The sequence below is a fragment of the Streptomyces sp. NPDC031365 genome (genome assembly GCF_055569765.1).
Map to the genome: position 1 here is coordinate 329,739 of NZ_JBVIIM010000005.1, position 14,624 is coordinate 344,362.

Below are 14,624 nucleotides of genomic sequence, written 5' to 3' on the forward strand. Positions count from 1 at the left end.
CGCGATCCCGGTACGGGGACGATCTGATTGGTCGGGGCTGGTCAGCCAGGACCAGCGGCGCCTCAGTGTCGCTCTGGCGTCGTGCCCTCGTTCAGCGGGAGGTCGTACGTGAGGAGGCGACGGCCCTCGGGCGTGCGGATCTCGCCCTGACGCCGCCAGCCGAGCCGGTCGTAATACGGTCCTGCCCCGCCCTCGGCGGCGGTGACGAGAGTGACACGCGCGCAGCCCGCATCAGTGGCGTCCTTCACGAACCGCGCGATCAGCCGAGCCCCTACGCCACGGCAACGGGCGTGCTCGACCACGACGACGTAGTCCAGGACAGCGGTGACGCCGGAGTGACCGGCAGCGGGGGTCTGCCGGGCCGCCCGGTTCGGTATCAGCTTGCGGCCGTAGCGCACCAGCCGGGTACGCAGGAAGTTCAGCGCGAGGCGGGGCCGCAGACACAGGCTGACCAGGGCGCGGAACAGCAGTCCGCGCCCGTAGTCGCGCATCACATGGCGGCGGTGCGCCGCCGGGTCGGTCGCACCGATGAGGAAGCCCACCGGCTGCCCGTCCTTCTCCGCGATGTAGGCGCGCGCGTCCGGACCGGTGAGGTAGGTCCCGTTGTACGCGATCAGGAACGTCGGCCCGAGGCGGGCGAAGAAGCTGTCCGGAAAGTACCTCAGGTGCTCGGCGACGACGAACGGAAGGTCATCAGGGTCCATGGACCGTATTCGAAGGCCGCCGTGCGCCAGGGGGCCGGCGTCTCTCGTCACCGGACCCGGAGGCCCGGCGGGGTTCTGGCCCGGGGCGAGTCGGGCAGGGCTCGGATATGCGGCTGAGCGCAGGTCGGCGTCCACCCAGCAGAAATTACTACACTGCGTAGAAACTTAGTAGTTCAGTACTCTGGAACTGGCTGACGGCCCGCGGTTCCACCAGGCAGACCGCTATCGCAGCACGGGCAGCACCGGACGCCGGCCCCTGAGAAACGGCAACCCCAGTTCACTGGCAGGTCGGCCGAAGACAGCCTCTGAGCAGGAGGGGAAAGACCTCATGGCCTGGCTTCCAGGGGCACAGACTTCGACCACAGGTTCGCGGAAATGATGATCGAGCCTCATAACCGCGTGACCGAGACGGCGAGGACGAGCAGAAGAACGCCGTAATCTTGTTGCCAAGAGGCTCGCCGACGAGGTGGTGGAGAACCAGTCCACCGAGGTCAGGCACATACAGGCAGTCTTGACCGGCTCTGATCCCGTCGGTCACGCCCATGCCGTTCGTCGCCTTCCGCGCAGAGGCCCGGAGCGGCCGGCCGCCTCCGTCACCGCATGCCATGCCGACCCGTACCGGACAAGGAAGATGAAGAAGATACCGATGCTGCGGCCAAAAGCCCGCCTCGCACTGCTCATAGTGCTGCTCGCCGTTGCTGCCTCTTCCCTGTTGGTGTGGAACCCGGAGCGGCTGCTCTCCCAGGGCTTCACATCCGTGGTGCCCGGGATCTGGGCCGGACCGGCCTTCGCCGTGGTTTTCGCGCTGAGCACCCTCGCCTTCTTTCCGAAGCCGGTGCTCAATGTCGCCGCCGGGGCCATTTTCGGTATCCCCGAGGGGCTGGCGCTGGCCGTGATCGGGACCACCCTCGGCGCGGTGGTCGCCTTCGGGCTCGGCCGCAGCCTCGGCCAGGAGGCGCTTCAGCCACTGTTGAAGAGGAAGATCCTCGCCGCCCTCGACCGCCGCCTCACCGATCAGGGCTTCGTCAGCGTGCTGCTGCTCCGCATCGTGCCCGGCGTGCCGTTCCAGGGGGTCAACTTCGCCGCTGCCTTCTCCAGAGTGCGCCCGTGGTCCTTCACGGCCGCGACCGCGCTCGGTGTTCTGCCCGGCACCGCCGCTTACGTGATCGCCGGAGCCACAGCCTCATCCCCCGCTTCCCCGGCCTTCCTTCTCTCGATCGCTGCCATCGTCACCATGATGGTGCTCACCCTCGCCATCGCGCGGCGGGCACGGCGCAAGGCCACTCCGCCGAAGGCCGTCGAGGCGGTCTGACCAACGATCCGCGCCGCTGTCGGCCGGCTCCGGCCCAGGAGCGCGCCGCCGGGTCCGGCGCTCGTCACTCGGCGGTCAGTCAGTCGCAGGTGACTTCGTCGCGGGGCACGTACCTCGTCTTGAAGGTCTCCCGCTCGACCTCCTTGCCGCCGTCCCTGAAGACCCGGTCGACCGCGACGTTGAAGCCTTCGAGCGGGGTCTGCGGCACGCACTTCTCTCCGGATGCTCCCTCGCGGGTTGCCGGCTCCTTCACGTTGGTGCGCGGGCCCTTGACCGCTTCGACGGAGTCGTACTTCTTGGTGCCGAGGAAGGTGATCGTGACGGAGGTGTCCGTGGCCTTCGCGTCGATGTAGATGGCGTTGCCCGAGTCGTTTTTGAACCTCAGGTCGAGGCTGCCCCAGGCCACCGTCGCCTCCCGGCCCTCCGGGTAGCGCTCGATGTAGAACGAGTGCGCTCCGTACTCCACCGGCTTCACGCCGGCGAAGAAGATGGCGTTGAAGACCGTGGTGGCCACCGCGGAGACGCCGCCTCCGGCCGCCTTCTCGAACTGGTCGTTGTTGATGATGATGCCCTCCACGAACCCGTTGGCCTCGGTCCGCTCCCCCACGGTGCGGTTGAAGCTCCAGGTTTCGTCGGGCAGTACGACCGACCCGTTGATCAGTTCCGCGGCACGGCCGATGTTGGTGACGCGGTAGGGGGCGGGCTCGAAGTTCACCGTGAAGGTCGACATCTTCTCCTGGATGCCCAGGCCACCGACGTTGTCACGGGTCAGCTTGGGCTCCACCTCCTCGGTGGCAACCACTCCCGTGCGGGCAGCCCCCGTCTCGGTCAGCAGCGGCAGTACGGCCTTCTGCAGCGCCTTGGCCGTGACCTCCTGTCCGGCCTTGCCGTCCGAGGCCACCACCACTCGCCCGCCGTCCAGACGCAGCTTGGCGTTGACCGCCTCGTCGGTGGCCAGCGCGAGGGGACTTGCCACCGCCGGATCGGCCAGTAGCCCCTTGCCGTCCAGTACGGGGGTCAGCCGCTTGTCCCCGTCCGGCTTCATGGTGAGGTGCTTACCGAGCGTCGCCGCGCTGATCTCGATCTCCCGGCCGCCCGCGGTGAGCGTGACCGGCGCCGACATCGCGGGGGTGGCGAACTCCTTCATCGCGCGGTTCACTTCCGCCGCGCCGACCCTGGGTTCGGTCGTGCGGACCGGCAACAGCACCGGCTCCTTCCCCTGGCCCGGGATCGCGGCAGTCAGGGCCTCGACCGCGCCGTCCACGTCCAGGGATCGCCCGGTGACCGGACGCGTCGGCACCGCCTTGCCCGCGTGGAAGGTGACCGTTCCCTCCCGTGCCTTCCGGTCGTAGGCCTTCGCCTCCTCGGCCAGTGACGCGCGGGCTTTCGCCTCGTCCACGCGGATCACCGGTGCGACTTCGCGATCATCACTCGTGAACAGGCGGCCGATCACAGTGAACGGGTCGGACCCCGCTTGCGCGGCACGGGCGGCGGTCTCCTCACTGTCCAATGAGATGCCGGATACGTGGACGGTGCGATCACTCTCACCGAGGCGCACCTTCACCGGCTCCGACCATGCCCCGCCCAGGCTACTGTCCAATTTCTCTCGCGCCTGCGAACTGCTCAGCCCCCCGATGTCCACACCGCTCACCCGGGTGCCCGCGGGGACGTCGTCACCGGAGACCAGCAGGCCCACCAGGTACAGCCCGCCGAAACCGACACCCACCGCCCCGGCCACGAGCGCGACACGACGGCCTATTCGCCGACGACCCGCCGACGTGGTGTCGGCGGGTGGGTCGAGCAGGGATGAGCGACTCACTGGTTCTCCTCGTCTGGGACTGGCACGTGTTGCGGGCAGGGCCCGCACGGAGGGCCACTTGCCGGGTGATGGTAAGAAGAGGTTCGTGGTGATTCCGTAAGCTCCGTCACCGGTCCCGCTCCGGAGCCGCCGCCTCCGGCCCCGACGGGGCGGTAGTTCCCTGCGGGCAGGACGTTGGCGCACTGGAGGACAGGCCCGGCCGCCGGTTCCGCCGAGCGGAGACCCGGGCCGTCGGAGCGTGGCTGAGGGCGGCGGAGCGCCGACGGCAGCACTTCCGATCAGGTCCGGCGCCGGCGCCGGCGCCGGCGCCAACGGCTCCTCCTGCGCCGGCGGTGAATCTCGCCGGGGATCCCGAGTGCCGACGAACAGCCGGCACCGGGCCGTGAGGAATCGACCGCGACGGGCTACCCGTGCACGCCGGCCCCGCCCAGGCTCCTGGGCGGCCGTCCCGCCGGTCCGCCACTACCTGCCTCCGGTGGCCGAGCACTGCGCGATGGGCACGACAGCTCCTGTTCTCCGGAGTACCCGAGAGCGGCGGTGCCGTTCCGTCTCGCCGCCGGGCCGATTTTCCTCGGCTGATCGACACACACCTTATCTCCTAGCCGACTAAGTCAATTAGTTGGATAGCGGTAACCTCGGTCACGATCGCCGGTGGTCGCGAAAGGGTGCAGATGGATGGGGCGCTGTTCGGCGTCTCGCTGCCGCCCCCGCCCACCCGTCGACGGCTTCCCCTTCCCGCGGACGGCTGACGGCAGCGGCCACGTCGGCCTCGACGCTCAGCCTGGGTCAGCGGCCGTGACGAGTAGGGGCCTTCCGCGTTGCTGCGCGGCTTCCTGGGTCGGCCGGGCCGGGGGTCAGCCGGTTGTTGGGCCGGGTCAGTCCCAGATCGTAGGCAAGGATCACGGCCTGGATCCGGCCCCTGGCGCCGATCTTCGCCGGTACCCGTCCGACATGGGTCTTCACCGTGGACTCCGACAGCACCAGCCGCTCGGCGATCTCGCCGTTGGTCCAGCCCTGGCCAATGGCTACCAGGATCTCGCGCTCCCGCTCGGTGAGGAGGCGCGCTCCGGGGTCGTCGTCGGCTGTCCGGTTGCGAGCAGGCCGGGGCAGCTGATGGGCATAGGCGTCCAGGGGGCGACGGGTCAGGCGGAGGGGCGATCACCGCGTCGCCACAGGCTACCGCGCGGATTCCGGCGAGCAGCTCGTCCGGGAGCGTGTCCTTGAGGAGGAAGCCGCCGGCTCCGGCGCGCAGTGCGGCGTGGGCGTACTCGTCCAGGTCGAAGGTGGTGAGCCTCAGGACGCGGGAGCGGCCGCCGCTGCCGACGATGCGCCGGGTGGCCTCGATGCCGTCCATGCCGGGCATCCGTACGTCCATGGGGACCACGTCGGGGCGTTCTTCGCCGGCATGGCCGGGTCCACGCATACATCCCCGAGAGTCATCGAAGGCCAGGCATACGCTCGTGCGCGCGGTCCCACCACGGACGGCCTCAGGTCGTCGACGAAGACATGGCCGCGCATGCCCGCACGCCCCAGGCAACGCGGGCGCCTGACAACCGCATCCTGACGCGCGCGAGCACCATGGCCCACGCCTCGGACCGCGCGTCAGACGTTGAGGCCCTGCGAGCGCAGGAAGGCGAGGGGGTTGATCGCGGTGCCGAAGTTCGGGCTCGTACGGATCTCGAGGTGCAGGTGCGGACCGCTGGAGTTGCCGGTGTTGCCGGACCGGGCGATGGTCTGCCCGGTCTTCACGGTCTGCCCGGCCTTCACATCGATCCGGGACAGGTGCGCATACTGCGAGTACGTCCCGTTGGCGTGCTTGATCACGATGGCATTGCCATACGCCGGTCCGTCCCCGCCGCCGTTCGGCCCGGCCTTGACGACGGTACCGCCACGCACGGCGCCGACCGGGCTACCGAGAGGCACGGCAAAGTCCTGCCCGGAGTGGGTCGACGACCACCTGCTGCCCGTCTGGGCGTAGCCCGCCGTGAGCTTGTACTTCTTGACGGGGGCGACCCATGAAGGCGCCTTCTTCGCGGCCTTCTCAGCGGCCTGGGCGGTGACCGAGCCGGGCAGCGCGGAGGCGGTCTTGCCGGTTTGCGCAGCCACCGCGGTGCCCACGCCCAGCACAGCCGACGCTCCGAGACCAACGGCTATGACGGCCGCCCGGGTACGAAGCAGGGACGAGCCGGGATTGCGGGAGCGAGAGCGCTGGGACATTCGGGATTACCTCCGGGCATGAATGGACCCGGCACACAAGCCACATGCCGGGCGGGCCACCCCTTGGTACCCGCGCTCCCTCCATTACTCAAAGGGCCGTTCTACTAATCGGGACCGTAGCCGGGCGCTCGAATCCCCACCCCTTCGGCACCCACGACCCAGCGACTAAATCATCCCAAAACACCATCCGCCCACCCTCGGCGGAGAGGTTTACCCGCACTACACAAGCAGCACATAGCACCCATCAGCCCGCCTTTCTGCCGCTCCGGCCCCTGACACCCAAACCGCCACTAAGTCATGGGCTGAAAGCACCTCGATTCATGGCAATCCTCGCCACTATTCCACCTAGTAAGGGACAAAACGCCTGTGTGGCACATCACCGGACGGCGAGATCCGATAGCCCTGGAATGTGACGCGCGCTACGCAGATGGGCATAGCCGCCAGGCGCCGTCGGCCACGGCCCGCAGCCGCCGGTCTTGCGGAGCGCCGGAGCTGCAAGCCGAGGCAGTCCCTGGTCAGCGCCCACCACACCGCCGCCCCGGCACGCGGGGGCGACGGCGACACCGTGGTCGTCTGCCGCATCATCGAAACCAGCGGCGAACACGACCGATGAACCCCGACCGGTGGACACGGCGACGTCGCCGCCAACCCGACCGGCGGAGGCGGAGAGGGCAAAAGGCATGTGACGTTTCCCATGCAACTCAGGATTGCCTCGCGGCGTCCCGATCCGGCAGAGTCTGGGTTTCGTCAGGCCCCGCATGCGACACAGCAGTACCCGTGACGACACACGACCCCAGAACTTCTCCGGAACAACATCGCGAGTCGCCGCATGCCGCCCGAGATCACCATGCGACACTCCCCGCAAGGGAGTTGCGCACCGGGCCCGTGCCTCCCGTGACCTGTCAGCAACGGAGGCCAGCGCCAGGGGGCTCAATCGCGCCCGCTAGGTCACCCAACCTGGAGCGGGCGATGCTGGAAGGACACCGTGTGAGCCGGATCCGGGGATTCGCCGTGGCCTCCGCCACTGCGGTCACGACTGTTGGCGCCGTCGCGGGTGTTGCCCCGGGCAACACCGCACAGCCATCGAACGACTTCGATGCGACCGCGGCCGACGCGACCCTTCTCGCGGACATACCCGCGGGCCAGCAGGCCCAGGTCCAGGGCATGGCTCAGCAGGCCGACTCCCAGGCCATCGCGGCGGACGCCGCCACGAAGAAGTCCGCCGAAGAGGCGGCGCGTAAGCAGGCGGCCGAGGATGCGGCGGCCAAGAAAGAAGCTGCGGAGAAGAAGGCCGAGGCGGAGAAGAAAGCCGCGGCGGAGAAACTCGCGAAGGAGCGGGAGGAAGCCCAACAGGAGGCCGCCAGCCGCTCGACCCGTGGCTCCTCCTCCTTCCCGGTCCAGAGCGCGTACACCGCCGCAGAGGTGCAGGCGATCGCGCGCCAGATGGTGCCCGCCGACCAATTCCGGTGCTTCAGCGACATCGTGGAGCGCGAGTCCAGCTGGAACTACCAGGCGGACAACCCCACGTCCGACGCCTACGGCCTCATGCAGGCGCTGCCCGGCTCCAAAATGTCCTCCGCCGGCGCCGACTGGCAGACCAACCCGGCCACCCAGATCAAGTGGGGCCTGAACTACATGAACGACCGCTACGACAGCCCCTGCGGCGCCTGGCAGTTCTGGCAGGCCAACAACTGGTACTAGACCAGCCCGGCCCTCCATAGACTCTCCGAGCCGCTGGCCTCAACCGGCCGGGGGCTCCATACGTCCGCACCGGGTGGTTCAACCTCGTCCCGGATCACGTGCGGGAGGCAACCGATGTCCAATGGGCCGCCCAGTGCGATCAGCTGCAGGGAAAGCACATACAGGTCGAGCCCGGACAAGAAGGGGTGCAGATCGAGCAGGTGCGCCGGGCGACCATACGGGCGCCAAGTACCCGGTTGCCCGCTGAACGGCGCTCCGCGCCGCTCAGCGGGTGCCTGTCGGTCAGTCGAGGTTGACCGAGCGGGCTGAGGTGGCGCCGATCTCCTGGACGATTTCACTGAGGACGTCGGTCGGGACGTCGTTGTCGATGGTCAGCACGAACAGCGCCTCGCCGCCCTCATCCAGGCGGGAGACCTGCATCCCGGCGATATTGAGGCCGGACTCGCCGAGGATCCGGCCGACGGTACCGACGATGCCCGGGCGGTCGGCGTAACGCAGGAAGACCAAGTGGTTGGCCATCGCCAGGTCGATGTCGTACTTAGCCACCGACACGATCTTCTGGATGTGCTTGGGGCCGACGAGGGTGCCGGAGACCGAGACCTCCTCACCATCTGCGAGTGTGCCACGGACGGTCAGCATGTTGCGGTGGTCGGGGGACTTGGAGCTGGTGGTGAGGAGGACCTCGACGCCGCGCTCCTGCGCGAAGAGTGGGGCGTTCACGTAGGACACGGTCTCCTCGACGACGTCCTGGAAGACACCCTTGAGCGCGGAGAGTTCGAGGACCTTGACATCGTGCTGGATGATCTCGCCGTACACCGCGACGTCGAGCCGGACGGCGACCTCGCCCGCCAGGGCGGTGAAGATCCGGCCGAGCTTCTCGGCGAGCGGCAGCCAGGGCCGTACGTCTTCCGCGATGACGCCGCTTTGCACGTTGACCGCGTCGGGGACCAGTTCGCCCGCGAGCGCGAGCCGGACGGAATGGGCGACGGCGATGCCCGCCTTCTCCTGGGCCTCGTCGGTGGAGGCGCCGAGGTGCGGGGTGCACACGACCTGGTCGAATTGGAAGAGCGGGGAGTCCGTGCAGGGCTCCTGCGCGTACACGTCCAGGCCCGCGCCCGCGACCCGGCCCTCCTTCAGGGCGTTGGACAGCGCCTGCTCGTCGACGATCCCGCCGCGCGCGGCGTTGACGATCCGGACGTGCGGCTGGACCTTGTGCAGCGCTTCCTCGCCGATCAGGCCCAGCGTCTCCGGGGTCTTCGGCAGGTGCACGGTGATGAAGTCCGAGACCTCGAGCAGCTCGTCCAGTGAGAGCAGCTTGACGCCCATCTGCGCGGCCAGCGTGGGCCGTACGTACGGGTCGTAGGCGACGATTTTCATGCCGAAGGCGGACATGCGCTGGGCGACCAGGACACCGATGCGGCCGAGGCCGACGACGCCGAGGGTCTTCTCGCTCAGCTCAACGCCGGTGTACTTGCTGCGCTTCCACTCGCCGTTCTTCAGGGCGGTATCGGCCTGCGGGATGTTGCGTGCCGTGGCGATCAGCAGGCCGCAGGCGAGCTCGGCGGCCGTGACGATGTTGGACGTGGGTGCGTTGACGACCATCACGCCGGCCTGGGTGGCTGCGGATACGTCGACGTTGTCGAGGCCGACACCGGCGCGGGCGACGACTTTCAGTTTCCTGGCCGCGGCGATGGCCTCGGCGTCGACCTTGGTCGCGCTGCGCACGAGGATCGCGTCGACGTCGGCAATCGCCGGGATGAGTTCGGCTCGGTCGGCGCCGTTGCAGTGCCGGATCTCGAAGTCCGGCCCGAGTGCGTCAACGGTGGCGGGCGACAGCTCTTCAGCGATCAGTACGGCAGGTTTCGGGCTCACGGTGGTCTTCAGTCCTTACCTATTGCTTCGCGGACGGCCGTCTCGGCGGCCGAAGGTGGTGGCGGCTTGCGATGTGGTTCTACGGGTGCTGGAGGAGTGCGGCCGGCATAGAGACGTAACGTGCCGCGCCCGCGCACGGGGCGACGGCGGCGTGATGCGCGAGTACGTCCTGAGGGCAGATGACGTGCCGGGCCAGGAGGTCGTGGCACGGGCGGGCGAGCGCCTGGCGGTGCTTGTGTCCGTGGGCGCACACGCCGGCCGACGCGCCCAACGATCGACGTGGGCGTGGCCGGCCGGAGGGGACGGAAGCGAACTCGTCCGCCCCCTCCACCAGGTGACGTCGTGTTATGCGTTCGCGGGCTCTGGCTGCGCCTCGCGCACCGGTGGCGCCAGCCGGCCCGTGCGGTGCAGCCCGTAGAGGGCGGCCGCGCAGGCGATGCCAAGTGCGCACAGCGCCACCCACGGCAGCGCGGACATCCCAGCGGCCCGGGCGGCGTCGAGCGCGGCGCCCGTCAGCAGGTTTCCGAGGGTGATGCCGATACCGCAGATGGTGTTGTACAGGCCGTAGTGGGTGGCGACGAGGCGGTTGCCGGAGAGGCGGACGATGGTGTCCATCTCGAAGGGGTACGCGATCATCGTGCCGATCGCGAGGAGCAGTGCGGAGAGCGCCGGCGGCACGGCCGCGAGCAGCCACAGCCCCACGCCGCCGTCCGGTACCGGGATCGCGGTGGCCACCAGCAGCGGAACAAACCCTAGGCCCATGGTCAACAGGCCCCAGGTCAGGGCGCGGCCCGGTTCCATGCGGGCTTTGCACCAGGCGGTCACCTTGGTCTGGAAGAGGATGGTGCTCAGGCCCGACACCGCGAACAGCACCGCCACCGCCCCCGTGCCGAACGTCCCGTCACCGCCCAGGCGGCGTACCTCCAGCGGCAGGGCGAGATAGACCTGAAACTGCATGACGTAGAAGCCGATCATGGCAACCGAGAACAGCAGGAACGGCCGGTTGGCCACGATGCCGCGCCACTGGGTTAGCACGCCTTCCTGCTCCTGTCCGCGCTTGGCGTCGTCGCCCCGGCGGGCGGGCAGGGCCCGGATCTGGACGATGCTCAGCACAGCGAAGATCCCGGCCGCGGTAAGGCACGTGACGCGGAAGCTCACGCCGGTCAGCAGCATGCCCACCAGCGGGCCGAGCAGAATCCCGGCCTGGTAGAAGACGTTGAACAGGGCGAATGCCTCGACCCGCCGCTCACCCGCGTCCGCCGCCACATAGGCCCGTACGGCCGGGTTGAACAGCGCCCCGGCCAGGCCCGTCGCCGCCGACGCGGCCAGCAGGGCGGGTACGGACTCCACGAGTCCGAGGGTCGCGAAGCCGACGATACGCAGCACCAGCCCAGCGATGATCATGGGCTTGTAGCCGAGCCGGTCGGCCAGCGTGCCGCCGAGCAGGAACATGCCCTGCTGGCTGAAGTTGCGTACGCCGAGGATCAGCCCGACCAGCCAGCCCGCCAGGCCCAGCGGGCCTGCCAGATGCGCGGCCAAGTACGGCATCAGCATGTAGAAGCCGAGATTGATGGTGAACTGATTCACCATCAACAACTGGACACTGCGTTCGTAGGAACGAACCTGCGCGATGGTCGACCTCACCGGTTCCCCTCCGCATGCGCGTCGCCGCCGTCAAGCTGTTCGGCGGCGTCGCTGTCCACGGACGCCCCGGCTTCCGCGTCGTATGCGTCGAGCGGACCGGCCATGTCGGAGCGCGGCTCCGAGTCGGCCAGCGCGAGCGGGTCCACGACGCTTTCGCACCGCGTCCAGCGGGTGACCTCCTTCTCGTCCAGGCGGCCGATCACCTCCGGTTCGGGTGCGGGCGGGGAGTCGAGCAGGCCGTGGGCGGCGCAGTAGTCGTCGTCGTAGACCGTGCCGAGGTAGCGCTGCGGGCCGTCGGGGAAGATCGCCGCGATCCGGGTGTCCGCAGGCAGGGTGCGGGTCAGCCAGCCGGCGACCATCGCCACCGCGCCGACGCTCCAGCCGCCGGTTGCGTAGTGGGAGGTTGCCAGCTGGCGGCAGGTCCACACCGCCTCCGCCGGGGCGACCCAGTGCACTTCGCTGAAGTTGTCGTAGGCGACATTGCGCGGGTAGATGCTGGAACCGAGGCCCCGCATGAGCCGTGGCCGGGCGGGCTGCCCGAAGATGGTCGACCCGATGGTGTCGACGCCGACCAGCTTGAGGTCCGGGTAGAGCTGCTGGAGTACGCGGGAGACTCCGGCGGAGTGTCCGCCGGTGCCCACGCTGCACACCAGCACGTCGATATGGCCGAGTTCCGTGGCCAGTTCGAGGGCGAGCGGGGTGTACGCGGTCGTGTTGTCAGGGTTGTTGTACTGGTCCGGACACCACGAGCCGGGGTGCTGCTCCATCAGCTTGGCGACCCGGTCACGGCGGGCCTGCTGCCAGCCCCCGGTGGGATGCGGTTCGGAGACGAGATTGACCTGGGCCCCGTACGCGGTCAGCAGCCGGGTCATGGACATCTCCAGCCCCGGGTCGGTGACCAGCGTGACGGGGTGCCCGTAGACCATTCCGGCCAGGGCGAGCCCCAGACCGAGGGTGCCGCTGGTCGACTCGATGATCCTGGCGCCCGGCTGTAGTTCGCCGCGGGCGCGGGCGCGCTCGACCATGTGCAGGCCCGGACGGTCCTTGATGCCGCCGGGGTTGAAGCCCTCCAGCTTCGCCCAGAAGCCGCGGTCCGGCTCGGTGAAGGGCTGGGAGACGCGCAGTAGCGGGGTGTTGCCGACAAGTCCCCGTAGGGCGGAGCCCGAACCGGAGCCGGCGGGAGTCAGGTCACTCTTGGTCATGGAGTGCATGTGTTTTCGCTCTCATATCGATATGGACGCGTGCGGATGCTCATCTCGCGCGACGGACAAGGCACGACGCGCGGCGGGGCGACCAGGGCCGACCCGCGGGGTGGCTCCTATATGCGCCACCTGCAGATGGCGGTGAGAGCGGACCGGCCGCCGCTCGGCAGCGGTCTTCGGACGGCTCCAGAGGGCTGGCGCACGGGAGTTGCTGTGGCGTCCGTCAGCGACAGCACGGCGACGGCGGGCGGCGGGACCCGAGGGGACGACTGGGGCGAGATGGCCTGCGCGAGGCGGGGGCCGTGGCAACGGTCGGGAGACTCGGACGGGTCGAGATTCTCGCCGTCGGAGCCCTCTGCGGGCAGAGGGGCTTCAGCCGGCGCCGCGGCTGAACGAGCGGGCGACTCCGGCGCATGCCCTTGATCGCCGAGGCACGTCAGCAGCACGAACAACAGGGCGTACAACGTGCCCCGGACGAGCAGGCTCTTACGGAGCGGACGTGCGCATAAGGCATGGGCAAGGGAAAGGGCAGGGGTGGGCGGCACAGGTCCTCCGCGCGGCGGTCACTGCCCGTACGGGAACTCTCCCGGTCAAGGCAGGGATCGGTGGGGGGTCGGGGAAGAGGGCCGTCGACCGTCCCCGCGCCACGCTGTGGGGCGCTGTGCGCAGGAGGTCAGACGCCGTGGACCGGTCGCCGGGAGAAGACGTGACGCGGCCTCGGGCCGAGTCCGGAAATCCCTGGAAGGGGCGACCGGTTCGGGAGGCGCTGACCTAGATACGAAGAACCGCGGAGTCCGCCGCTTGGGTTCTCGGGGCCGCGAAGTCCCGTGCCGCGGTGGCGTGACGGGCGGGCGCAGAGCCAGCCGCCCCGTCGCCGTTCTCCGAGTTCAGCGGAGACAGACAGGGCTCCGTTACAGCGGGACCCTGCGAAGGCTGCCCCATCGCACAGTCCGCATCGGCGTGCGGCTGTCCGTGGCCGTCGTGATGGTCCTCCGGCTGCTCGCCCGTCGGCTGCGCCGACGTGGCACTCGCAACGTTTTCGTGTTCGGCAGTTGGCTCGAAATGAACGCCCGACGCCGAGACGCCCTTGTCGGAGGCGAGGTGACTCACCGTCGCGTCAGGGCTGACGGCGTGCGTATACAGCAGACCGAAGAGGAACAGGCCCAGCCCCAGCACACGCCACAGAGCCGCTGATGAGCGGCTCCTCGGCATACGGGAGGGACACCAGGCCGTAATCATGCTGTGATCCTAACCTGATCGCGAGACCCCGGCACGCCGTCTCAGGAGAACATCGCGTGAACCCAGCCACATGACGGCGCCAGGGTCACCTGGAAGGACCAACCGCACCGAACGGCTGGGGACTTCATCGTTCGCAAACGTCTGCTTTGGCCCCGCGCGACGGCCGCCGAGAACAGAAAACGGCACGACCGGACGGCGGTATACACCGCCCGGCCGCGCCGCTTCTGTCGCCAGGTCAGCTCTTGTCGAGCATCTTGTTCATCTGCTCGATCTCGGCGGTCTGGGCCGTGATCACGTCGTCCGCGAGCTTCACGGCGGGACCGTACTCGCCGTTGGCCTTCTCCGTCTTGGCCATGGTGACGGCGCCCTCGTGGTGCTTGACCATCATCTCGAGGAACATCTTGTCGAACTCGGCGCCGGATGCCTTCTCCAGCTTGTCCATGTCCTCGCTGCTCATCATGCCGGGCATGGACGACATGTCACCCATGTCGTGGCCCTCCATGCCGGACATGTCCGCGGGGACCTCCTCACCCCACGAGGTGAGCCAGCCGGACATGGTCTTGATCTCCGGGTCCTGCGCTCCCTTGATCTTCGTGGCGAGGTCCTTGACCTCCTGCGAAGAGGCGCGGTCGGCGGCCAGGTCCGCCATCTCGACGGCCTGACGGTGGTGCTGGATCATCTCCGTGGCGAAGGAGACGTCGGCGTCGTTGTGCTTGCCGGCCTCCGCCGAGGCGGACGCGGACGGGCTGGCAGAGTCGGAGCCCATGGACCCCATGTCGTGACCTCCGCCACCACAGGCGGAGAGCACGAGGGCTGCCACTCCCGCGGTGGCGGCGAGAGCGGTACGGCGGATGAGCTTGCGGTGTGCGGTCATGACGTGAACTCCTGCGTTCGGGTCTGTGTAGGGCATGCCG

10 protein-coding genes and 1 pseudogene are annotated in these 14,624 nt (G+C 68.9%); 2 read left to right on the top strand and 9 right to left on the bottom strand.

All coding sequences use genetic code 11. The features are described 5' to 3' along the window. Nucleotides 1-62: 62 nt before the first annotated feature. Nucleotides 63-704 (bottom strand): GNAT family N-acetyltransferase, encoded by a 642-nt coding sequence (locus ACZ5C2_RS11615; protein ID WP_189909543.1) that lies wholly within the window; start codon nucleotides 702-704, stop codon nucleotides 63-65. A gap of 631 nt (nucleotides 705-1,335) precedes the next feature. On the opposite strand from ACZ5C2_RS11615, the gene ACZ5C2_RS11620 reads away from it, so the two are divergent. Continuing rightward, on the top strand, nucleotides 1,336-2,016 hold the full coding sequence (locus ACZ5C2_RS11620) for a TVP38/TMEM64 family protein (RefSeq protein ID WP_189909544.1): 681 nt from the start codon (nucleotides 1,336-1,338) through the stop codon (nucleotides 2,014-2,016). A 79-nt stretch (nucleotides 2,017-2,095) separates the two neighbouring features. Here the strand turns inward: ACZ5C2_RS11620 and ACZ5C2_RS11625 are convergent, their stop codons facing one another. The 3 genes and pseudogenes from ACZ5C2_RS11625 to ACZ5C2_RS11635 all read right to left on the bottom strand — a co-directional run bounded on the left by ACZ5C2_RS11625 (nucleotide 2,096) and on the right by ACZ5C2_RS11635 (nucleotide 6,052). After that, complete coding sequence (locus ACZ5C2_RS11625) at nucleotides 2,096-3,835, bottom strand: VanW family protein (RefSeq protein ID WP_413790167.1); 1,740 nt, start codon at nucleotides 3,833-3,835, stop codon at nucleotides 2,096-2,098. 864 nt (nucleotides 3,836-4,699) lie between these two features. Next, a pseudogene (locus ACZ5C2_RS11630) lies at nucleotides 4,700-5,285 on the bottom strand (LuxR C-terminal-related transcriptional regulator); the annotation flags it as partial. A gap of 152 nt (nucleotides 5,286-5,437) precedes the next feature. Then, nucleotides 5,438-6,052, bottom strand: a complete 615-nt coding sequence (locus ACZ5C2_RS11635) for a M23 family metallopeptidase (protein WP_189909545.1) — start codon at nucleotides 6,050-6,052, stop codon at nucleotides 5,438-5,440. A 987-nt stretch (nucleotides 6,053-7,039) separates the two neighbouring features. Here ACZ5C2_RS11635 and ACZ5C2_RS11640 point away from each other — a divergent pair. Beyond that, nucleotides 7,040-7,753, top strand: a complete 714-nt coding sequence (locus ACZ5C2_RS11640; RefSeq protein ID WP_457853142.1) for an aggregation-promoting factor C-terminal-like domain-containing protein — start codon at nucleotides 7,040-7,042, stop codon at nucleotides 7,751-7,753. Nucleotides 7,754-8,035: 282 nt separating this feature from the next. Here the strand turns inward: ACZ5C2_RS11640 and serA are convergent, their stop codons facing one another. The 5 genes from serA to ACZ5C2_RS11665 form a co-directional block, all read right to left on the bottom strand. Next, the gene (gene serA, locus ACZ5C2_RS11645; RefSeq protein ID WP_468789108.1) at nucleotides 8,036-9,625 is read right to left on the bottom strand and encodes a phosphoglycerate dehydrogenase; all 1,590 of its coding nucleotides are present in this window, start codon (nucleotides 9,623-9,625) and stop codon (nucleotides 8,036-8,038) included. Between the two features lie 345 nt (nucleotides 9,626-9,970). After that, nucleotides 9,971-11,269, bottom strand: coding sequence for an MDR family MFS transporter (locus tag ACZ5C2_RS11650; RefSeq protein WP_189909548.1), 1,299 nt, complete (start codon nucleotides 11,267-11,269; stop codon nucleotides 9,971-9,973). Continuing rightward, nucleotides 11,266-12,480 (bottom strand): PLP-dependent cysteine synthase family protein, encoded by a 1,215-nt coding sequence (locus ACZ5C2_RS11655; protein WP_468789110.1) that lies wholly within the window; start codon nucleotides 12,478-12,480, stop codon nucleotides 11,266-11,268. Before ACZ5C2_RS11655 ends, ACZ5C2_RS11650 begins: the two co-directional genes overlap by 4 nt. A 762-nt stretch (nucleotides 12,481-13,242) precedes the next feature. Beyond that, nucleotides 13,243-13,710: a DUF6153 family protein gene (locus tag ACZ5C2_RS11660; RefSeq protein WP_468789112.1), complete on the bottom strand. Its 468-nt coding sequence runs from the start codon at nucleotides 13,708-13,710 to the stop codon at nucleotides 13,243-13,245. A gap of 235 nt (nucleotides 13,711-13,945) precedes the next feature. Then, nucleotides 13,946-14,584, bottom strand: a complete 639-nt coding sequence (locus ACZ5C2_RS11665) for a DUF305 domain-containing protein (RefSeq protein WP_189909551.1) — start codon at nucleotides 14,582-14,584, stop codon at nucleotides 13,946-13,948. Nucleotides 14,585-14,624: the final 40 nt, after the last annotated feature.